Below are 22,639 nucleotides of genomic sequence, written 5' to 3' on the forward strand. Positions count from 1 at the left end.
CTGGCGCACATATGGCGCACAAGAAGAGAAAAACCAATGAAAATCAGCATACTATAACGATACTCAGATAAGAATGGCATACGCGCTATCAGGCTTGTGTACTATCATTCTCTCCACCGTCTTTTGAACAGAAAGATAGCAGCTATTGGTCTTTTTTGAGTATAGCTTTGAGTGCTGCAATGTTGGCCCGTGCGCCTTCAGCTTCTTTTAAACAACGGCGCTGTTCTGCAAAGCGGTCAAACTCCAATTTCGCTTTTTCATCAGCGTCTTTCTTGGATATTTTTCCTGCTCCGCTTAATACATCCCGATCATTAAAACTTAAAAACTGGTCTAGCTTATCGGCCCAGTCCTGCAAGAATACCTGCTTGCGGCGCAGCGCCTGGTCCTCGGCAAAGTCGAGCCACATATTGACGATGCGATTAAGCTCTTTGATTTCGTCTTCATGCAGGTAGTTCTTGGCAACAGTAACGTCTGTCTTGCGTACTTCATCGCCTTTATAGCTGGTTAAGCCCATATCTGGCTTACTGGCATCCACACGGCTGGCAATAAGCTCAGCGGCGGTCATATGCGTACAAGCATGATGCAGCTTGTTCTGAATGGTTTGGAAGAAGCGGTTGGTCTCTTGGTTAGATGGCTCGTAATCGGCAGCCATGGTAAAGATTTCTTTCACCCGCAGATAAACGCGACGCTCACTGGCGCGGATATCACGAATGCGTTCCAGCATTTCATCAAAGTAATCTGGCACCGCAGAATGGCCAACGGGGGGATTTTTCAACCGCTCGTCGTCCATGGCAAATCCTTTGATCAAATACTCTTCCAAGGTTTGTGTTGCCCATTGGCGGAATTGAGTACCACGGCTTGAACGGACGCGATAACCAACAGCCAATACTAGTGGTAAGCTGAAGTATTGAACGTTGTATGATTTACCATCAGCCGCAGTTGTTCGGTAAAACCGAACAACTGCATTTTCGTCCAATTCGCCTTCCGCAAAGATATTTTTTATATGCTCGCTAATAGTTGCTTTTGCCTTACCATAGAGCTCGCCAATCATTGCTTGTGAAAGCCACAAGGTATCTGACTCAAAGCGACACTCTACGCGAGTTCTACCATCGGCACTGGTAAACAGGACAAATTCACCATGCGGAGCTTGTGGGGTGTTATCAATCATTGAATCAACCTTCTTACTTTACTGATGGGTGGCTATTTTTATCCATAGAGGTGACAGAGTTTAAACTTCTGTTCACCACAGTAACCGTCGATGTAATCAAGCATGTTGGCTTTATCGTCTGCCGACATATCATCAAGTGTTGCCATAGCAAGGCCAATACGTTTTCTATTGGGTTTGGAGACGCTATCTACGTTGTAGTCTTTACCGAGCGCTATAAACTGTGCATCTAAAAACTGCTCAGCCTCTTCTTTTGTTGCTTCTGTGTACAGCTTATCAATACCGTTAAAAATGCTCGATATTGTTGCCAGATTTTTGAATATCAGGGTATCTGCTGCTTTGAAGTACAGCGCATCTGGTAAAGCGTTTATTACTAAACGCGTTTGGCTTTTCTTTATCTTTGCGACTTCACCAAAACGAGCATTCTACGTTTTACAAACAGGCTAGCGAATGCTTGTGCGTAAACGTTCACTAACCCGTATTAGCTATTTGTTAATACGGGTTTTTGTTTTTATAAGCACCCATTCCACTCAGTTACTCATCCACCAGCGGCCTGAGCAACATGCCCAGTTTGGGGTGAACAACACGCCGTTGGGCGGAAACCGCATAGAAGTTTTCGTATACATTAGGCAGCAGCATATAGCTTTTCAGCTCGCCGGAATCCAGCTCATCCTTCACCACCACTGGTGGCATCACAGCCAGTGCGCCGGTATCGCGGGTTAACAAGCGCAGCATTGCCATGTCGTCAGACTCAGCCACGATTTCCGGTAGCAGGTGATATTGTGCGGCAAAGGCATCAAATGCCGCACGCAGCGGGTTCTCGCCATACGGCAATACCCAACGCTGGTGGCGATAGCTTTCACCAAACTCTTCAGTTAATGCGAGCCCTGGCGGGCCAATAATCGCCACCGGCTGGCGCGCCAGAACCCGGCTTTGCCAGTTATTGGTGCTGGCACTTCTGACGGGAATATTGGTGAGCGCCAGGTCGAGCTGTAGTTCTGCCATGGCATTCAACAACCCCGTCTGGCTCATGGATTGCAGTGAAAAGCGGCAGTCATTCTGCTGAATCAATGGCTGGATGAACTGATCAATAAAGTTACGTGAAATCGTGGAAAGAATACCAATTCGCAATGGCGCGCTGGGTAGCGCGGTACCCGTTGTCAACAGTTGTTCCAGCTCTTCACCATTTTTAAAGATCTCATCGGCATAGTTCATGGCGTGGTAGCCACTCTCAGTCAGAGTCAGTTTACGGCCTTCCCGGGTGAACAACTCAACGTTCAGGCTTTTTTCTAACTGTTTGATTTGCGAGGACAACGCAGATTGAGAAATGTGCAATTTCTGCGCAGCCTGAGTCAGGTTCCCTTGCCGGGCAACCTGCCAGAAGTAATAGAGGTGATGATAATTGAGTCTGCTCATTAGATTCCAACCATTCTGTAAAACAGAACGTTTTTTTATTTAATATATATTTTACTTAATTTAAACAACATTCCAAAATACGGCTACTGTCAATTATGTGAGATCTATCATGTTTTCTTTATTCCTGGTCACACCGCTCAAACTGATGCTGCTGGGATTGATAGCCATTCTGGGTATCACTATCGTGCGTTACAGTTGGGTGGCGTTCAGTGGAGAAAGTGAACGGGGCCGCTTCTTGCGCGCGTTACTCATGACCATCACCGCAGTTGTTGTGGTGATCATCAGTAACCACTTACTCCTGTTTTGGGCCGCCTGGGTGAGTGTCAGCCTGTGTCTGCATCGCCTGATTTTGTTCTACCCGCAGCGCCCCAGGGCACAACTGGCGGCACATAAAAAATTTCTGCTTGCCCGCCTGAGTGAACTGCTGCTTGCTGGCGCTTTTATAGCCCTGTACAGCCAGTTCCACACTGCCACTATCAGTGAAATTGTATACCGTGCCAGCGAAAGCGCTGGCAGTGTTCAGCTCACTATTGCTGCACTATTACTGTCTATGGTGGCGCTGATTAAATGCGCGCAGCTGCCGGTTCATGGCTGGCTGATTCAGGTTGTAGAAGCACCCACGCCAGTTTCTGCACTGTTGCACGCCGGTATCGTTAACCTTGGCGGTATCCTGCTACTGTTTTTTTCCCCTGTCCTGGCTGCAAGCCCGGCTGCATGCTGGTTTCTGGTGATTCTGGCCGGAGTCAGCACCACTATTACCGGCCTGGTGAGCACCACACGCATCAGCATAAAGGTGAAGCTTGCCTGGTCTACCAGCTCGCAAATGGGGCTGATGCTGGTGGAGATTGGTCTCGGATTATATGAAATGGCGCTGTTACACCTGTTTGCGCACTCGTTTTATAAATCGTTTTCCTTTCTCAATAGCGGAAATACCGTTAACCACTACCTGGCGGCAAAACTGGCGGGTGGCGTTAAGCCCCGGGTGCGGCACTGGGTACTGGCGCTCACTTTCGCACTTATCCTGATTGGTATCGCACAGTGGCAATTCGCCATGATGACCAGCCTGGCGGCTACAGTGCTGATTTGGTTTGCGCTCAGTGCGTTGGTTCTGCCAAGCGTCAGCCGCTGGGACGCAGGTAGCCTGCCGCGTATCGCCATCTCTCTGGCCTTCGCCGCAGGGCTACTGACCCTCTATACCACAGCAAAACACCACTTAAGCACACTGGTGGGGATGGACGCGCCACTGAATATTTACGCAGACAGTTTTGTCGCCCTGCTGTTCTTCAGCCTGTTTGCCCTCTCTATTGCCTTACAGTACTGGCCCCATATCAGTTGGGTTAAACGCTTGTTTATCTGGCTCAATGCCGGTGCTTACCTTGATGAATGGGCAACCCGCCTGACACTGAAATTATGGCCGAGTGAGTCACTGATTAAACTTCAGAATGCGCAATGGCAGCAGGTAAAAACGGAGGCCAAATAATGACTGAACAATCAACTGAACTGGCCTGGTCAGATATCGCCCTGAAGGTTGCCGCATCTATTGCGCCCGCCTGGCCACTGGACCAGTCTGTCGCCGTCAACCCCTGGTGGCAACAACGCCATAGCAATATCGCTCAGATTTTTGCGAAGCAGGCGGTTATTTGCGGCATTACCGGGCTGATGAACAAAAGCTACTACCGCAAGTTGTGGGGTAAACAAATCACCCCACAGCATTTATCTCAGGCGCTGGCAGAACTGCACAGCCCACTGACGCCGGCACAACTGGAAGAAGACCTGCAGCATAATGATACTGAGCTGACTTTCCGCTGGAAAACACTGGCTATGTTGATGGATGAGGTTATCCCTTCGCAGCAAGGTCATAGCTGGGCTCAGGAAATCGTTCAGCAGGTGAGCCAGTTTATTGCGCTCTACCACCAGTACCCGGAGCGGTTTGATTCAACCGGGAAAAATGGCGAGCATCTTTACCAAAGCTGGTTAGAAGTGGTGGCACGGGATAAGGGCATCAAAACCTTGTTAGGCGTGGATTTGCTGGCTGGTTTCCGTGCACTGCCAAAGACAATTAACGGGTTATTTGAGGAAGCAGGCAACCGCTGGCAAAACACCTGGGAAAACAGTGCAGGGGCTGAAGCATTTATGCTGGCATCGTTGCACCAGTTATCGGGCTGGGCAGGCTGGCAGTCCTGGCTCGACTGGCAGGCAGGCCTTGAAAACCAGCACATTGATGTGCCACACACACTCGGGTTAAGCGCCATACTGCTGGCCTGGGATACCGTATTAATGCAGTGGTTACGCCAGCACCATGGGAATACTGCCGCAACTATTCGCCAGGCGATTCACCACCAGGCGAGCCATATTGGTGCGTCTTACCTCCTTGCACAACAACAACTGGCGCCGCTTTGGGTGTGGCAGCGAGCACTGGAGCTTAGCGTACAATGCCCCTGGATTGCGCAAATTAAAGCAGCAAAACCGGTTCGCGAACTGGACAGGCCAGAATTACAGGCAATTTTTTGTATTGATGTACGTTCAGAGCCCATGCGTCGGGCGCTGGAAAGCCAGAGCAGCGGGATTGAAACATTAGGCTTCGCCGGGTTCTTTGGTATTCCTGTTCGTTACCAAACCTGGGATGGCAGCCTTTCCCGGCCACAATTACCAGGTTTACTGGCTCCCAATTTAGTCGCCCGCCAAACTCACAAACAGCCAGAGCGTATTTTGCGCCTGACCAAACTCGGCTGGCAAAATAGCCTGGAAAAACCCTCTTCCAACCTGGGTATGGTTGAAGCGGGTGGTTTACTGAAGCTTATCAGTTTGTTTAAGCGTGTTGTGTTGCAGCACGGTACAGAAAACCCCGTCAACCGCGATGTTCGCAATAATGCGCAGTGGGATTTGGAGCGCAATCAGCAGCCATTAACCGCCAGTGAAAAAGCTGAGTTGGGTGCCGGTATTCTGAAAGCGATGGGGATAAGTAAGCGGCTGGCAAAAGTGGTTCTGCTGAGCGGGCATGGCAGCCAAACCTGCAATAACCATACGTCATCCAGCCTTGATTGTGGTGCCTGTGGTGGCCAGACTGGCGAAGTGAATGTCAAAGTGCTGGCCTGGTTGTTAAATGACCCGGCTGTCAGAGCAGAAATGCCTGCATTTGGTGTAACGGTGCCTGCGGATACGCATTTCTACGCAGCCATGCACAACACCACAACCGATGACCTGAATGTGTTTGATGCACCAGACGCTCCCTGGAACACCTGGATTAACCAAGCCAGTAACCAGGCAAGGATTACCCGGGCAGCGCAGTTCGCCGTTCCTGATGCGCCTGATGCGCCTGATGCGGCACAAGCCCACCGGTTCTTTAAACAGCGTGCGACTAACTGGGCTCAAATGCGGCCAGAGTGGGGGTTGTGTAATAACGCCGGGGTGTTTATTGCGCCCCGCAGCCTGACACGCAACCTGAACTTTTCCGGGCGGGCGTTTTTGCACGAATACCATGTCAGTGAAGACCCGGAATTCACCCAACTGGAAAAAATTATGACTGCGCCCCTGTTGGTGATGAACTGGATCAACCTGCAATATTACGCCTCGGTTACGGCACCAGAGAAATATGGCAGTGGGAATAAGCTGCTGCACAATGTCGTTGGCGGCCATATTGGGGTGTTTGAAGGGAACGGCGGGGATTTGCGGATTGGTTTATCGAACCAGTCGGTTCATGACGGGAAACAGTATCGCCACCAGCCCGTACGGTTAAGTGCTTTTATTCAGGCTCCGCAGGCGGCAATTGAAGCGATTATGTTGCGCCACCAGGTTGTTGCGGACCTGGTGAATAACGGCTGGTTGTTTCTGTACCAGTTGGATGAACACCAGCAAGTGTGGCAGTACCACCAGCACCAGTGGGTGGCGAAGTAAAAATAACGGCGAGTGAATCATGATGTCAGATTCACTCGCCGTGAAGAAAACCGCAGCTTATAAGCCCCGAAATTACTCTTTCGGGTCTTTACCCGCCAGCAACTTATCCAGTTCGTCGCCGCCAACATGGCGGAAATCCTGGCCTTTAACGAAATAGAAGATAAATTCGCAAATATTCTGGCAACGGTCGCCAATACGCTCAATGGAACGTGCGCAGAACAACGCTGTCAGAACGCTGGGGATCGTGCGTGAATCTTCCATCATGTAGGTCATCAGTTGGCGCACGATGCCTTCGTATTCCTGATCCACTTTTTTATCTTCACGGTAAATACGCACCGCTTCGTCGATATCCATACGGGCAAAGGCATCCAGAACATCGTGAAGCATTTGCACGGTATGGCGACCTAACGACTCCAGGCTAACCAGCAAAGGCTGGTGCTGCTGGGAAAATTTCTCCAGCGCCGTGCGGCAGATTTTGTCAGCCACATCACCAATACGTTCCAGTTCAGCAATCGTTTTAATGATGGCCATCACCAGGCGTAAGTCACTGGCGGCTGGCTGGCGTTTGGCGATGATGCGCACGCAGGCTTCATCTATCTCCACTTCCATCATGTTGACTTTTTTGTCGCCGTCTACCACGCTTTTTGCCAGTTCGCTGTCCTGGTTATGCATTGCAGTAATGGCATCGGAGAGCTGTTGTTCAACCAGCCCACCCATCGCCATCACCTGGGTGCGGATATGTTCCAGCTCGGCATTAAACTGACCAGAAATATGTTTGTTGAGATTGAGGTTATCCATTCAGAACTCCTTTATGCCCGACAGGCTTTGTCAGATTGCAACACACTTGCTTTACAGCAAAGCGGTGATAACACCGCCAAATGGGTTGCTTTTTCAGTTTCAACACTGCCAGACACATCAACCATAACGGCCAGTGATGTAGTCTTCGGTTTGTTTCTTCTGCGGTGTGGTAAACAGATTATCGGTATTACTGAATTCGATAAGCTCACCCAGGTACATAAACGCTGTGTAGTCAGAACAACGTGCAGCCTGCTGCATGTTGTGGGTAACAATCACTACGGTATAGTCCTGCTTGAGCTCGGTAATCAGCTCTTCAATACGCCCGGTGGAGATAGGGTCCAGTGCGGAGCAGGGTTCATCCAGCAGCAGCACTTCCGGGCGAATGGCGATACCACGCGCTATACACAGACGTTGCTGCTGACCACCAGATAAAGAGTAGCCGCTCTGGTGCAGTTTATCTTTGGTTTCCGTCCACAGGGCCGCTTTGGTCAGGGCCCACTGCACACGCTCGTCCATATCTGCGCGGGATAATTTTTCAAACAGGCGCACACCAAACGCGATGTTATCGTAGATGGACATCGGAAACGGAGTGGGTTTCTGGAACACCATACCAACTTTGGCACGCAACAATGCAATATCCTGCCGGTTGGTGAGAATATTGTCGCCATCTAACAGAATCTCCCCTTCAGCACGCTGTTCAGGGTAAAGCTCGAACATTTTGTTGAAGGTGCGCAGCAGCGTGGATTTACCGCAACCAGACGGGCCGATAAATGCCGTTACCTGGTTCTGAGCTATGTCCAGGTTGATGTTTTTCAGGGCATGGAATTTCCCGTAATAGAAGTCCAGATTACGCACCTGAATTTTGCCCGGGTTGTTGTCAGCCATACTCATGTATCTCTTTTCCTTATTCGCTGCCGCAAAGTTAGCCTCTGCGACAACGCTAAAAATGAATTAACCGTGTTTACGCTTCGCGAACAGCACGCGAGCCAAAATATTCAGTAACAGGACGCACAGTGTGATAATCAGAACCCCGGCCCAGGCCAGTTGCTGCCATTCAGCAAAGGGGCTCATGGCGAACTTAAAGATAGTGACAGGTAAGTTCGCCAGCGGTTGCATCATATCGGTGCTCCAGAACTGGTTGGACAGCGCGGTAAACAGCAATGGCGCGGTTTCACCAGCAATACGGGCTACGGCCAACAACACCCCGGTAATAATCCCGGAGACAGACGCTTTCAGGGTAATAGCCCCAATCATTTTCCACTTAGGTGTGCCCAGTGCATAAGCCGCTTCACGCAGGCTGTCCGGCACCAGTTTCAGCATGTTTTCCGTAGTACGAATAACAATAGGCACCTGCAGCAACGCCAGGGCAATCACACCCGCCCAACCGGAGAAGTGCTGCATTTGCGCCACCACAATGGTGTACACAAACAGGCCGACCACAATAGAAGGCGCAGAGAGCAGGATGTCGTTGATAAAACGAATAACCTCAGCAAGGACAGACTTACGCCCATATTCCGCCAGGTAAACCCCCGCCAGAATGCCCAAAGGTGTGCCAACTGCTGTTGCCCAGAGGATCAATAAGCCACTACCGGCAAGGGCGTTAGCTAACCCGCCGCCAGGTGTGTTAGGTGGCGGCGTCATCTGGGTAAACAGTGCCAGCGACATACCGTCTATCCCGCGGGTAACGGTCGAGAACAGGATCCAGATAAGCCAGAACAAACCAAACGCCATGGTCGCCATGGACATGGTAAGAGCAATGCGATTTTTAAAGCGGCGGCGAGCCTGCATTTTGCGGCGGGTTTCCGCCAGTGCCTGGGCATTTTGCATTTCTAACGTTGCCATTAGCGTGCCCCCTCGTTCTTCGACAGCCGCATAATCATGAGCTTAGAAATCGCCAGTACAATAAAGGTGATAACAAACAGAATCAGGCCCAGTTCCATCAATGCTGCAACGTGCAGGCCAGACTCTGCTTCAGCAAATTCGTTGGCCAGCGCAGAAGTAATACTGTTGCCAGGCATATACAGAGAAACGCTGTCCAGTTGGTAGGTATTACCAATAATAAAGGTGACAGCCATGGTTTCACCCAGGGCGCGCCCGAGCCCCAGCATCACCCCGCCAATTACCCCATTTTTGGTAAATGGCAGAACAATACGCCAGATAACTTCCCAGGTTGTGCAGCCAATACCATAGGCTGACTCTTTCATTAACGTAGGAGTCTGTTCGAACACATCACGCATAACAGCCGCGATGTAAGGGATAATCATGATGGCCAGAATCACACCTGCGGCCAGGATCCCGATACCGAAAGCCGGGCCAGAAAACAGTGCGCCAACAAAAGGTATAGCAGAGAGGATATCGCCCACGGGTGCCTGGAAATAGGTCGCGAACAGGGGCGCGAAGATGAACAACCCCCACATGCCATAAACGATACTGGGGATAGCAGCCAGCAATTCAATGGCAATACCCAGCGGGCGGCGCAACCAGCCAGGAGCGAGTTCAGTAAGAAATAACGCAATACCGAAACTCACTGGCACCGCAATCAGCAGAGCAATAAACGATGTCACTAATGTGCCGTAAATAGGCACCAGCGCACCGTAAATATCATTCGGCGCATCCCAGTCTTTGGTCCACAGGAATGAAAAGCCGAACTTCTGGATACTTGGCCATGAGGAAAAGATAAGGGAGACAATAATGCCACCCAGCAGAAATAACACAATCAGCGCAGCCAGTCTGACCAGTGCGCTGAAGATCATATCGCCCTTTTTGCCTGGGGGATTAAACGCAGGCTTTGTTGCAGCCATATATTACTCTTCTGATTGAGCCCGGAAAGCCAGCTATTATGCTGATTTTCCGGGAAAGGTAACATCCAAATTACTGATACAACGGTTTACCGTCGCTGTCTTTTACGCTGGTTTTCCATGCCGCGCGAACCTGCTCGACAACGCTGTCAGGTAAGGTTGCATAGTCCAGGTCTGTAGCCTCTTTACCACCTTGCTTATAAGCCCAGTCAAAGAACTTCAGCACTTCGATACCGCTTTCGGGTTTCTTCTGCTCTTTGTGAACCAAAATAAAGGTAGTAGAGGTGACAGGCCACGCATCAGCCCCTTTTTGATTAGTCAAATCCTGTGCAAAGGATTTGCTCCAGTCAGCCCCTTTCGCCGCATTGGAGAAACTTTCTTCCGTTGGGCTAACAGGCTGGCCATCTGCTGACACCAGTTTGGTGTAAGCCAGATTGTTCTGTTTGGCGTATGCGTATTCCACATAACCAATCGCGCCAGGCAGGCGCTGTACGAAAGCAGCAATACCATCGTTACCTTTGCCGCCCAGGCCAGTTGGCCATTTCACGGTGGTTCCGGTGCCAACTTTCTCTTTCCACTCATCATTAACTTTTGCAAGGTAGCTGGTGAAAACAAAAGAGGTACCTGAACCGTCGGCACGGCGAACCACAGCGATATTCTGCGCAGGCAGTTTCATGCCAGGGTTGAGTTTGGCAATGGCCGGGTCATCCCACTTTTTAATATTGCCCAGATAGATATCGCCCAGTGTTTTGCCATCCAGCACCAGTTCGCCGGATTTCAAACCAGGCAAGTTAACGGCCAGAACAACACCACCAATCACTGTCGGGAACTGGAACAAACCTTCTTTTTCCAGCCTTTCATCAGACAATGGGGCGTCTGAGGCACCAAAATCAACGGTATGAGCAGTAATCTGTTTTACACCACCAGAAGAACCAATCCCCTGGTAATTTACTTTGTTGCCTGTTTCTTTCTGGTACGTGTCAGCCCATTTTGCGTAAACCGGTGCAGGAAATGTAGCCCCGGCTCCGGTCAGGCTGGCTGCTGCTAACGCAGAGAAAGCACTCAGAGATAAGGTCGCGGCGACAACAGTTGCGACGGTGGTACGCATAATGTTCATAATGTCTCCTGCAGAGGTAATGAGTCTGTCTTCTATTTAGAATGATTACGCTGTGCAAAATAGGACAAAGAGATGACAGTAAAATGTATTAAATATTACAGTTTTATGACAACAAGAGATTTACCTGTTTTTATCCTTATAGATCAAGGATAAACACTGTAATAAAAACATCACATTCTTGTCAGAGGAGTATAATTCATGCTCATCGCCCCTGCTGATTATCCTCGTAATTTTTGATTTAAGGACAAAAACAGGGGCTAAAAAACAGGTGGCAGATCAGGCTTGTTTGATTTCCGGCTCACATAAAACCGGGAAATTGAGTGAGTTAGCAATAAAGCAGTATTGATGCGCCTTATGATGCAGGCTGCGAGCGAGTTCCGCATCATCCTGCGCTCGAATCGTCACGCAGGGTTTTAACTGGATTTGAGTAAACCGCCCTTCTGGCTCTTCAACCATCGTACCTTCCGGGGTGTCTGTGTAGGACTGAACCACAATGCCGGCATCAGCACATAAATGCAGGTACCACAATTTATGGCAGGCAGATGTTGCCGCAACTAATAGTTCTTCCGGGTTCCAGCGGGTTGGGTCACCTAAAAAGGCAGGGTCTGCTGACCCGGCTATGGCGGCTTTATCTCCACCTCCGGCACTGATGATATGGTCACGGCTGTAGGTGCGGTAAGAGGATGTTCCTTCGCCGGTATTACCCGTCCATTCAACATTAACAGCGTAATGATGCTGTATACGTTTCATCACGTTCTCCTTTTCAGACTCTTTTGTGTGTTTAAAAGATAGTGTCTGGCGCGTAAAAAAGCCCATCTGAAGATGGGCTTTAATTTACAGGTAAGGCAGAACGAATAAATAATTATTCGACGGTAACGGATTTTGCCAGGTTACGCGGCTGATCCACATCGGTGCCTTTAATCAGGGCTACGTGGTAAGCCAACAGCTGCAACGGCACGGTGTAGAAGATAGGGGCAATCACCTCTTCAACGTGTGGCAGAGAAATAATGTGCATGTTGTCGCTGCTGGCAAAACCAGCATCCTGATCAGCAAACACATACAACTGGCCGCCACGGGCACGCACTTCTTCGATGTTGGATTTTAATTTTTCCAACAGATCGTTATTGGGTGCCACAACAATAACCGGCATATCTGCGTCAATCAGCGCCAGCGGGCCATGTTTGAGTTCACCAGCCGCATAAGCTTCAGCGTGAATATAGGAGATCTCTTTCAGTTTAAGCGCGCCTTCCAGCGCAATCGGGTACTGATCACCACGCCCAAGGAACAGCGCATGGTGCTTGTCTGAGAAATTCTCCGCCAGTGCTTCAATACGCTTGTCCTGAGAGAGCATTTGTTCAATGCGGTTTGGCAGTGCCTGCAAACCATGCACGATATCCTGCTCAACAGAAGCATCCAGGCCTTTCAGACGGGAGAGTTTACCCACCAGCATCAGTAAAACTGTTAGCTGTGTAGTAAACGCTTTGGTGGATGCCACACCAATTTCGGTGCCTGCTTTGGTCATTAACGCCAGGTCAGACTCACGCACCAGAGAAGAGCCAGGTACGTTACAAATGGCCAGTGACCCCAGGTAGCCCAGTTCTTTTGATAGACGCAATGCAGCCAGCGTATCAGCAGTTTCACCAGACTGAGAAAGAGTGATCATCAGGCTGTTATGGCGTACAGCTGATTTGCGGTAACGGAATTCAGAGGCAATTTCGACATCGCAAGGAATACCTGCCAGCGACTCAAACCAGTAACGAGAAACCATCCCGGAGTTATAGGATGTGCCACAGGCGATGATTTGAATGTGCTCAACCTTAGCAAGCAGTGCGTCGCCCTGCGGCCCCAGTTCGCTAAAATCAATGGCATTATGCGCAATACGGCCAGTCAGTGTGCTTTTGATAGCATTGGGCTGTTCGTAGATCTCTTTTTGCATGTAATGGCGGTAAACGCCTTTATCACCGGCGTCATATTGCAGGCTGGATTCGATATCCGGGCGGGTTACTTCTTTACCTGTGGTATCAAAAATCGTCACACTGCGGCGCGTTACTTCAGCAATATCGCCCTCTTCCAGGAAGATAAAACGGCGGGTCACCGGCAACAGTGCCAGTTGGTCTGAAGCGATAAAGTTTTCGCCCATACCCAGGCCAATCACCAGCGGGCTGCCAGAACGGGCTGCCAGAAGGGTGTCTGGGTGACGAATATCCATAATGACCGTGCCATAAGCACCACGGAGTTGCGGAATTGCCCGCATAACCGCATCACGCAATGAACCACCCTGCTGCATTTCCCAGTGGACCAGGTGAGCGATAACTTCGGTATCTGTTTCGGAGACAAAAACATAACCACGGGATACCAGCAATTCACGCAAAGGTTCGTGGTTTTCAATGATGCCGTTGTGAACCACTACAATGTAATCAGAAACATGCGGGTGCGCATTGCTTTCTGAAGGTTCACCATGGGTTGCCCAACGGGTGTGAGCAATACCGGTACCACCATGCAACGGGTGTTCTTCCGCAGCCTGTGCCAGCATTTGTACTTTCCCCAGGCGACGCAGACGCGTCATGTGCCCTTCGTTATCCACCACAGCCAGACCGGCTGAGTCATACCCGCGGTATTCGAGACGACGTAATCCTTCAAGAAGGATTTCAGCAATATCACGTTGCGCGACCGCGCCAACAATTCCACACATAGTTTTTAGTCCTGATAATGGCATTACGCCATGCGTTGTCGCTGACCTGTATACCCGGTTTCCCGGCCCCCGAGCCTTGTAGAGAGTGGGGTTATAGTTTTATTGCACGCATTTTGCGTGCGGGCGGGTTGTTTTTTATCCTCGCCCTTTCACAGTGAGCCGGAGCCCGCTGCAAAGAATACTGTTATTACTTCTTCTTAACCGGGCGTGACCAGCCAGCAATATGCCTCTGTGGTACCCGGGTTATTACCAGTTCATTTTCGCCAACATTGCGCGTAACCGTAGTACCTGCGCCAATGGTTGCGCCTTTCGCGACACTAACAGGTGCCACCAGCTGAGTATCTGAACCGACAAACACATCGTCGCCAATGAGTGTCTGGTGCTTATTGGCACCATCGTAATTACAGGTGATGGTACCCGCGCCAATATTAACGTTGTTACCGATATCCGCATCGCCAAGGTAAGCCAGATGGCCCGCTTTTGAGCCTTTACCCAGGCGCGCTTTTTTCATTTCAACAAAGTTACCAACATGCGCGCCTTCGCCCAGCTCAGCCCCCGGACGCAGGCGGGCAAATGGGCCAACAGTACAGGCTGGTGCCAGTTGCGCGTCTTCTATTACCGTGTACGGGCTGAGTTCGCAATCATCACCAATCACGCTGTTTTTAATAATACAACCCGCACCAATTTTTACCCGGTTACCCAGTTTAACCTGGCCTTCGATGATAACACCCGGGTCAATTTCTACATCGCGCCCATGCTCAAGGCTGCCACGCAAGTCAAAACGAGCCGGATCCCGCAGCATCACCCCAGCCAGCAGTAAACGCTCTGCATTTTCAGTTTGGTATACCCGCTCAAGGCGAGCCAGTTGCAGGCGGTTATTAACCCCTTCAACTTCACTCAGGCGAGCCGGGTGCACTGCGGTAATCATGCGCCCTTCGGACCATGCCATAGCGATAATATCGGTAATATAATATTCGCCCTGGGCATTGTTATTGCTGAGATTAGCCAGCCAGCGTTTCAGATCTCGGCCACTGGCAACCAGAATCCCGGTGTTTATTTCCTGAATCTTCAGTTGTTCTTCACTGGCATCTTTTTGCTCAACAATACCGGTCACGTTACCGTTTTCGCGAGTAATCCGCCCGTAACCAGTAGGGTTATCCAGAGTCACCGTTAACAGGCCAATCCCACCTTCTGGTTTTGCTTCACACAGTTTTTGCAGTGTTTCCACACTAATCAGCGGAACATCCCCGTACAACATCAGGATATCTTCATCGTCCGCAAAAGCGGGGGCAGCTTGCTGCATTGCATGGCCCGTACCCAGTTGCTCCGCCTGTAATACCCAGTTCAACCGGGGTTCGGTGAGCGTTTGCCTGAGTAAATCACCGCCATGGCCATAAACCAGGTGAACCTGATTTGCCCCAATTTGGGTCGCGGCGTCGATAACATGCTGCACCATTGGCTTTCCAGCCAGGTTATGCAGAACTTTCGGGAGGTCGGAATACATGCGGGTGCCTTTGCCTGCGGCAAGGATAACCACGCTCATCGAACGATTTAACATAGGCGTCCTGACTAGTTACGATGAAAGAAGTAAAACGATTTAGCGTTATAAATGCTACATATTTTGCATCATAAAACACATTGTTGCTAAATCCGCCATGGTTTTCCTCTTATTGCACAATATCGGCTTTATTACCCGGTTAATTGCGTTAAAACGCTGTAAAAATCAGCAGTAACATGATGGTTTAACACTTATTTTTAGTTTCAAAATAAACAACCACATTCTGACCAATAAAACAGCATTTCAAAAATCAACCTTTGTGATAAACATAAAAGAAACAGCGTTTCATTTTAGTGATAATGCGGGCAAATCAATACGGAGAGACAACAGTGTCAAAACTTCCTTTTGCCCTAACACTTTGTGGTACGGTGCTTTCTGCACAGGTTTGCGCCCAACAACAACCGCATATCTGGCATGCCATTACTTTTGGGCAATCCACAGATGTGAATTTTTCCTCTAATGTTCTGCCTGAAAAAGTGGGAGTGAATGATGTCACTATTGCGGGCAAAAAACTGGATACCACCAGCAAAGCGGATTTATCCCAGCCGGTAACCATTGAAAGCCGTGGTGGGAAAATTGCCAACTCCCACGATGGACTGACCTTTTTCTATACCCAACTCCCGGCAGATCAAAATTTCTCGTTGCAGGCCACTGTTACTGTAAATCAATTTGGCCCGGAAAATGGTGCCAAACCCGCAGCTCAGGAAGGCGCCGGTTTACTGGTGCGCGATATTCTGGGTAACCCACGCCAGAACCCATTAAAACCCGGGTATGAAGAGTTTCCTTCGGCGTCTAATATGGTTATGAACGCTATTATGACGCAGGACCGCAAAGATGCTGACCAGGTAAAAATGCAGGCAATGTACCGCCAGGGTGTATCCCAGCCATGGGGTAATGCTGGCGCGGCCATCACTAAGAAAAGTTACAAAGAACAAATCAGCCTGGCGAAAAACGGGACTTTTCGCCTTAAATTACAGCGCACTAATGATGGCTATATTACCTCCTGGGCACCAGCAGGAAGTGATGACTGGGTGAGCCAGCAGGTAAAAGGCGCAGACAGCGTAACAGTGCAGGATAAGCAACATTATTACGTGGGGTTCTTTGCTTCGCGTAATGCCAAAATCACTATTTCAGATGCCACGCTGACAACCACACCCGCAGAAACCAAAGCGTCTCCGGCCTGGGTGGCAAAACCCTGGCCTGTCGTGGCGCAAATTGCATCTTCTGATAAATCGGCCAGCAATGACTATGTCGTTCAGGCCCGGGCAAATTACGACGGCACCTGGTCAGTTACACAAAATGAAGTGGTGATCGGGGCTAATAAAACTGTTAAAGCCGGGGAGATGATGACTCAACCCGCTTCTCTAGCGAACGGCAACCAGTTTTCCCTGGACTTCACACCTGCAAATGCACCAGACAAACCCGTGGTCCAAAAGCTGGTGGTAGAAAAAATCGCCGCCAGTTCCAGTGAGCGTATTTATGCTGGCCCTCAGGGGAAAGCAGATAACGCAGGGACATCAGCTGCACCGCTGGATTTAACCTCTGCAGTTCATATGCTGCCGCCAGGTGGCACGCTTGTGCTGTTGCCGGGTGATTATGCCGGTATCACTATTCCGCTTTCAGCCAGTGGGCTGGCAGATAAGCACAAAACGCTGGTGGCAGAAGGCAAAGCGGTTATTCATGGAGTGTTGCTGGAAGCCAGTTACTGGAACATTAAAGGTATTGATGTTACGGACAAGAGCCTGCGCATTACGGGTAGCCATAACCTGGTTGAGAATGTAACGGCTTACCATAATGATGACACGGGTATTCAAATTTCTTCGCCAGATAAGATTGGCCGCCCTCTGTGGGCCAGTTATAACCGTATCGTTAACTCTGAATCATGGGGCAACGAAGACCCGGGTAAAATCAATGCGGATGGATTCGCAGTGAAAATGCGTGTAGGGGAAGGGAACCGCCTGGACGGTTGTTACGCCCACAATAACGTGGATGATGGCTTTGATTTATTTAACAAAATTGAAGACGGCCCGAACGGCGTTGTGGTGATCGAGAATTCCATTGCCCGTAACAACACCAGTAACGGTTTCAAACTCGGCGGTGAAGGCCAGCCAGTCGCCCACCAAATTCGCAACAGTATTGCTATTGGCAACCACCTGGACGGTTTTACCGATAACTTTAACCCTGGGCGCTTAGTCGTTGAAAACAATACCGCGGTGGATAACCAGCGCTTTAACTTTATCTTCCGGCCAAGCCCTTACGGTGGACCGGAAACTCAGGGAATATTCAAAGGCAACAAATCACTGCGCACCACACCAGCTAAGTATGACGATGCAGTTACTGGTGACGTGGACAAATCAAATTACTTTATCCATAAAGGGAAAAGTGTGAACAGTGCGGGTAAGGAGATTAAGGCAACAGATTTTTCGTCACTGACGATGCCTGAACCACTGTTACGTAAGCCGAATGGTACGTTTGATTTTGGGTCATTCCTGCAGAAAAAATAAGCCTGTTTAATACATGCAAAAGGTCGCCACCAGGGCGACCTTTTTTTATCCGGATATCTTCGCAAGGGCTATGTTTCAGCGATCTAGCGAAGAACAACTATCACAGATGGAAAGTACCAAATGAGAAACTCATGTTATTAAAAATAGCGATGATTTTGTTAATCAGTTTCATGGTGGCATCCTAATCGGTGAATTAAATTTTGTGACTCAGCTCACAAAAAGAAGTGTACGCTTCTTGTTCGACCTGATCAAGATTTTTGAGACATAGATCACATAAAAAAGAAAAAGCGTTTTATTTTCAATATTCACCCGACTTCAGTTTGCAATAAAAAAAGCCAGCCGGGTTGCCCTGGCTGGCTTTTTACGTGCTTCAAGCCGGTGTTACATCGCTTTTTTGGTCAATTCAATAACACGCAGTTTCGCGATGGCTTTCGCCAGCTCAGCAGAAGCTTGTGCGTAATCCACGTCACCGTGAGAATTACGAATGTGATCTTCTGCTCTGCGTTTCGATTCCATGGCTCTGGCTTCATCCAGATCCTGGCCGCGAATTGCCGTATCAGCCAGCACGGTTACTGTGCCAGGCTGTACTTCCAGAATGCCGCCAGAAAGATAGATAAACTCTTCATGGCCATGCTGTTTAACGATGCGGATCATACCAGGCTTAATGGCAGTAAGCAGCGGAGCGTGACCCGGGTAAATACCCAGTTCACCTTCACTACCTGTAACCTGGATTTTCTCAACCAGACCAGTAAACATCTGCTGTTCTGCGCTGACGACATCCAGGTGGTAAGTCATAGCCATATCACCCTCCGATTACGGCGTTAAAGTTTCTTGGCTTTTTCCACGGCTTCGTCGATGGAACCAACCATGTAGAACGCTTGTTCCGGCAGGTGATCGTATTCACCGTCCATAATGCCTTTAAAGCCACGGATGGTATCTTTCAGCGAAACGTATTTACCCGGAGAACCAGTAAAGACTTCTGCTACGAAGAACGGCTGAGACAGGAAGCGCTGAATTTTACGAGCGCGAGCTACCACCAGCTTATCTTCTTCTGACAGTTCATCCATCCCCAGGATGGCGATGATGTCTTTCAGTTCCTGGTAACGTTGCAGAATAGACTGCACGCCACGGGCAACATCATAGTGTTCCTGACCAACAACCAGCGGGTCCAGCTGACGGCTGGTGGAATCCAGCGGGTCAACTGCCGGGTAGATACCCAGAGAAGCAATCTGACGGCTCAGTACCACGGTTGCGTCAAGGTGCGCAAAGGTGGTGGCTGGTGACGGGTCAGTCAAGTCATCCGCAGGTACGTATACCGCCTGTACGGAGGTAATAGAACCCGTTTTGGTTGAAGTGATACGTTCCTGAAGAACACCCATTTCTTCTGCCAGTGTTGGCTGATAACCTACCGCGGAAGGCATACGACCCAGCAGAGCGGATACTTCAGTACCGGCCAGGGTATAACGATAGATGTTATCGACGAACAGCAGAACGTCACGGCCTTCGTCACGGAATTTCTCAGCCATGGTCAGGCCGGTCAGTGCAACGCGCAGACGGTTTCCCGGCGGCTCGTTCATCTGGCCGTAAACCAGGGATACTTTATCCAGAACGTTGGAATCGGTCATTTCGTGGTAGAAGTCGTTACCTTCACGGGTACGTTCACCAACGCCCGCAAACACTGAGTAACCGGAGTGTTCGATCGCGATGTTACGGATCAGCTCCATCATGTTTACGGTTTTACCTACACCAGCACCACCGAACAGACCAACTTTACCGCCTTTTGCAAACGGGCAAATCAGGTCGATAACTTTGATACCAGTTTCCAGCAGATCCTGGGAGTTAGCCAGGTCTTCGTAACTCGGTGCTTCACGGTGAATAGCCCAACGTTCTTCTTCGCCGATGTCGCCTTTCATGTCGACCGGCTCACCCAGTACGTTCATGATACGGCCAAGTGTTGCTTTACCAACCGGGACTTCAATCGGGTGTTCCAGATCTTTCGCATCCAGGCCACGACGCAGACCGTCGGAAGAACCCATTGCGATAGTACGAACAACACCACCACCCAGCTGCTGCTGAACTTCCAGCACCAGGCGCTCTTTACCATTCATTACCTCAAGGGCATCGTACACTCTTGGTACGGCATCCTGAGGAAACTCGACGTCCACCACGGCGCCGATTACCTGGATAATCTTTCCAGTTGCCATCTTGAATCCTCTACGTAATTCGTAAACCTGGTTAAACCGCGGCGGCCCCCGAGACAATCTCGGTGAGTTCCTGAGTAATGCTGGCCTGACGAGCTTTGTTGTAAACCAACTGCAGCTCTTTGATCAGGTTGCCGCCATTATCGGTTGCAGCTTTCATCGCAACCATACGTGCGGCCTGTTCGCTGGCCAGGTTTTCTACCACGCCCTGATAAACCTGCGATTCGACATAACGGCGCAACAGGGTATCCAGCAGCGCTTTCGGATCAGGTTCGTACAGGTAATCCCAGGATTTACGTTTTAAATCATCATCTTCTGATGCCGGTAAAGGCAGCAGCTGAGTGATGGTCGGAACCTGAGACATGGTGTTAATAAATTTGTTGCTGACAACGTAAAGCTTGTCCAGACGGCCTTCATCGTAGGCCTGCAACATCACCTTAACCGGACCAATCAGTTCTGACAGAGCAGGGGAATCCCCCATGCCTGTTACCTGTGCAACGACACTGCCGCCAACAGAATTAAAGAAAGAAACACCTTTAGAGCCAATCAGTGCTAAATCACTCTGAATGCCTTTCTCAGACAATTCTTTCATTTCGTTGAGCAACTTTTTGAACAAGTTAATGTTCAGGCCGCCACACAGACCACGGTCAGTCGACACTACCAGAAAACCCACGCGTTTTACGTCGCGCTCTTCCAGGTAAGGGTGCTTGTATTCCAGATTACCATTAGCAAGGTGACCAATCACTTTGCGCATGGTCTCTGCATAAGGACGGCTGGACGCCATGCGCTCCTGCGATTTACGCATTTTGGAAGCGGCGACCATCTCCATCGCTTTAGTGATCTTCTGCGTGTTCTGGACGCTTGCGATCTTACTACGTATCTCTTTTGCGCCGGCCATGAGCTTCTCCTCAATGCCTAACGGCTTGCCCCGAGAGACAAGCCGCAGACGTTACCAGGACTGGGTTGCTTTGAAGGAATCGAGGATGCCTTTCAGCTTGCCTTCGATTTCATCGTTGTAAGACCCAGTTTGGTCGATTTCTTGCATCAGCGGAGCGTGCTCACGGTCAACGTATGCCAGCAGTGCAGCTTCGAAGCTACCGACTTTCGCCAGCTCGACATCACTGAGGTAACCACGTTCAGCCGCAAACAGAACCAGAGACTGCTGCGCAACGGACATCGGCGCATACTGTTTCTGTTTCAGCAACTCGGTTACTTTCTGACCGTGATCCAACTGCTTACGCGTTGCATCATCAAGGTCAGAAGCAAACTGGGAGAACGCTGCCAGTTCACGATACTGTGCCAGAGCGGTACGGATACCACCGGACAGTTTTTTCATGATCTTGGTCTGCGCTGAACCACCCACACGGGATACGGAGATACCCGGGTTAACTGCCGGACGAATACCGGAGTTGAACAGGTTGGTTTCCAGGAAGATCTGACCATCGGTAATAGAAATTACGTTGGTCGGAACGAACGCGGAAACGTCACCCGCCTGGGTTTCGATAATCGGCAATGCGGTCAGTGAACCGGTTTTCCCTTTAACTTCACCTTTAGTGAAGGCTTCAACGTATTCAGCGTTTACACGCGCAGCACGTTCCAGCAGACGGGAGTGCAGATAGAATACGTCGCCAGGGAATGCTTCACGTCCTGGCGGACGACGAAGCAGCAGAGAAATCTGACGGTAAGCGACAGCCTGTTTGGACAGGTCATCATAAACAATCAGGGAGTCTTCGCCGCGGTCACGGAAGTATTCACCCATTGCACAACCGGCATAAGGTGCCAGGTATTGCAGTGCAGCGGATTCAGACGCAGAAGCAACAACCACAACGGTGTTTTTCAGTGCGCCATGCTCTTCCAGTTTACGAACCACGTTAGCAATGGTGGACGCTTTCTGGCCGATAGCCACGTACACACATTTGATACCGGAATCACGCTGGTTGATGATGGCATCGACAGCCAGAGCGGTTTTACCAGTCTGACGGTCGCCGATGATCAACTCACGCTGACCACGACCGATTGGAATCATGGCATCGACAGATTTATAACCGGTCTGTACAGGCTGGTCGACAGACTGACGTTCGATAACGCCAGGCGCGATAGCTTCAACAGCTGAGAAGCCATCGTGTTCAACCGGGCCTTTACCATCAATAGGTTCACCCAGGGTGTTAACAACACGACCCAGCAGGCCATTACCTACCGGTACTTCAAGAATACGGCCAGTACACTTAACTTTCATGCCTTCGGCAAGGTCAGCATACGGACCCATCACAACTGCACCTACGGAGTCGCGCTCCAGGTTCAGTGCGATAGCGTAACGGTTACCCGGCAGAGAGATCATTTCACCCTGCATTACCTCGGCCAGGCCGTGGATACGGATAACACCGTCACTTACAGAAACAATAGTACCTTCGTTGTGAGCTTCACTCACCACGTTGAACTGAGCAATGCGCTGCTTGATCAGTTCGCTGATTTCGGTGGAATTCAGTTGCATGCTCC

General features: G+C 50.0%; 17 protein-coding genes. 3 read left to right on the forward strand and 14 right to left on the reverse strand.

The window, feature by feature from the left end:
* Nucleotides 1–142: 142 nt before the first annotated feature.
* A complete protein-coding gene (locus DES37_RS21185; protein WP_110027788.1) occupies nt 143–1,168 on the reverse strand; it encodes a virulence RhuM family protein in 1,026 nt (341 codons plus the stop codon).
* Nucleotides 1,169–1,699: 531 nt separating this feature from the next.
* Nucleotides 1,700–2,581, reverse strand: a complete 882-nt coding sequence (locus DES37_RS21195; protein WP_036113967.1) for a LysR family transcriptional regulator — start codon at nt 2,579–2,581, stop codon at nt 1,700–1,702.
* 109 nt (nt 2,582–2,690) lie between these two features.
* On the opposite strand from DES37_RS21195, the gene DES37_RS21200 reads away from it, so the two are divergent.
* The gene (locus tag DES37_RS21200; RefSeq protein ID WP_110027790.1) at nt 2,691–4,061 is read left to right on the forward strand and encodes an NADH-quinone oxidoreductase subunit L; all 1,371 of its coding nucleotides are present in this window, start codon (nt 2,691–2,693) and stop codon (nt 4,059–4,061) included.
* The gene (locus DES37_RS21205) at nt 4,061–6,475 is read left to right on the forward strand and encodes a putative inorganic carbon transporter subunit DabA (RefSeq protein ID WP_110027791.1); all 2,415 of its coding nucleotides are present in this window, start codon (nt 4,061–4,063) and stop codon (nt 6,473–6,475) included. The genes DES37_RS21200 and DES37_RS21205 overlap by 1 nt, the downstream gene beginning before the upstream one ends.
* 72 nt (nt 6,476–6,547) lie before the next feature.
* Here DES37_RS21205 and phoU read toward each other — a convergent pair whose 3' ends face one another.
* The 8 genes from phoU to glmU all read right to left on the reverse strand — a co-directional run bounded on the left by phoU (nt 6,548) and on the right by glmU (nt 15,438).
* Entirely contained in the window at nt 6,548–7,273 is a 726-nt protein-coding gene (gene phoU, locus DES37_RS21210) for a phosphate signaling complex protein PhoU (RefSeq protein ID WP_110027792.1), read from the reverse strand.
* Nucleotides 7,274–7,390: 117 nt separating this feature from the next.
* Complete coding sequence (pstB, locus tag DES37_RS21215) at nt 7,391–8,164, reverse strand: phosphate ABC transporter ATP-binding protein PstB (protein ID WP_036113974.1); 774 nt, start codon at nt 8,162–8,164, stop codon at nt 7,391–7,393.
* Nucleotides 8,165–8,224: 60 nt separating this feature from the next.
* Nucleotides 8,225–9,115, reverse strand: a complete 891-nt coding sequence (gene pstA, locus DES37_RS21220) for a phosphate ABC transporter permease PstA (RefSeq protein ID WP_036113977.1) — start codon at nt 9,113–9,115, stop codon at nt 8,225–8,227.
* Nucleotides 9,115–10,074 carry a phosphate ABC transporter permease PstC gene (gene pstC, locus DES37_RS21225; protein WP_036113982.1) on the reverse strand — a complete coding sequence of 320 codons (960 nt, stop codon included), beginning with the start codon at nt 10,072–10,074 and terminating at the stop codon, nt 9,115–9,117. The genes pstA and pstC overlap by 1 nt, the downstream gene beginning before the upstream one ends.
* Nucleotides 10,075–10,144: 70 nt before the next feature.
* Nucleotides 10,145–11,188 (reverse strand): phosphate ABC transporter substrate-binding protein PstS, encoded by a 1,044-nt coding sequence (gene pstS, locus DES37_RS21230; RefSeq protein WP_036113986.1) that lies wholly within the window; start codon nt 11,186–11,188, stop codon nt 10,145–10,147.
* A gap of 276 nt (nt 11,189–11,464) precedes the next feature.
* Nucleotides 11,465–11,938 (reverse strand): OsmC family protein, encoded by a 474-nt coding sequence (locus tag DES37_RS21235; protein WP_110027794.1) that lies wholly within the window; start codon nt 11,936–11,938, stop codon nt 11,465–11,467.
* A gap of 112 nt (nt 11,939–12,050) precedes the next feature.
* Nucleotides 12,051–13,880 (reverse strand): glutamine--fructose-6-phosphate transaminase (isomerizing), encoded by a 1,830-nt coding sequence (glmS, locus tag DES37_RS21240; RefSeq protein WP_036113988.1) that lies wholly within the window; start codon nt 13,878–13,880, stop codon nt 12,051–12,053.
* A 187-nt stretch (nt 13,881–14,067) separates the two neighbouring features.
* Nucleotides 14,068–15,438, reverse strand: a complete 1,371-nt coding sequence (glmU, locus tag DES37_RS21245) for a bifunctional UDP-N-acetylglucosamine diphosphorylase/glucosamine-1-phosphate N-acetyltransferase GlmU (RefSeq protein ID WP_110027796.1) — start codon at nt 15,436–15,438, stop codon at nt 14,068–14,070.
* A 329-nt stretch (nt 15,439–15,767) separates the two neighbouring features.
* Here glmU and DES37_RS21250 point away from each other — a divergent pair, with 329 nt between their 5' ends.
* A complete protein-coding gene (locus tag DES37_RS21250; RefSeq protein ID WP_425451731.1) occupies nt 15,768–17,942 on the forward strand; it encodes a right-handed parallel beta-helix repeat-containing protein in 2,175 nt (724 codons plus the stop codon).
* 381 nt (nt 17,943–18,323) lie between these two features.
* Here DES37_RS21250 and DES37_RS21255 read toward each other — a convergent pair whose 3' ends face one another.
* From DES37_RS21255 to atpA, 4 genes are read right to left on the reverse strand one after another with little or no spacing between them, the layout of a single operon-like run.
* Entirely contained in the window at nt 18,324–18,743 is a 420-nt protein-coding gene (locus DES37_RS21255) for a F0F1 ATP synthase subunit epsilon (RefSeq protein WP_036113995.1), read from the reverse strand.
* A 20-nt stretch (nt 18,744–18,763) separates the two neighbouring features.
* Nucleotides 18,764–20,146, reverse strand: a complete 1,383-nt coding sequence (gene atpD / locus DES37_RS21260) for a F0F1 ATP synthase subunit beta (protein WP_110027800.1) — start codon at nt 20,144–20,146, stop codon at nt 18,764–18,766.
* A gap of 31 nt (nt 20,147–20,177) precedes the next feature.
* Nucleotides 20,178–21,041, reverse strand: coding sequence for a F0F1 ATP synthase subunit gamma (gene atpG / locus DES37_RS21265; protein WP_110027801.1), 864 nt, complete (start codon nt 21,039–21,041; stop codon nt 20,178–20,180).
* A gap of 51 nt (nt 21,042–21,092) precedes the next feature.
* On the reverse strand, nt 21,093–22,634 hold the full coding sequence (gene atpA / locus DES37_RS21270; protein ID WP_110027803.1) for a F0F1 ATP synthase subunit alpha: 1,542 nt from the start codon (nt 22,632–22,634) through the stop codon (nt 21,093–21,095).
* Nucleotides 22,635–22,639 lie beyond the last annotated feature (5 nt).

The sequence above is a fragment of the Mangrovibacter plantisponsor genome, from assembly GCF_003182475.1.
GTDB classification, from domain to species: domain Bacteria; phylum Pseudomonadota; class Gammaproteobacteria; order Enterobacterales; family Enterobacteriaceae; genus Mangrovibacter; species Mangrovibacter plantisponsor.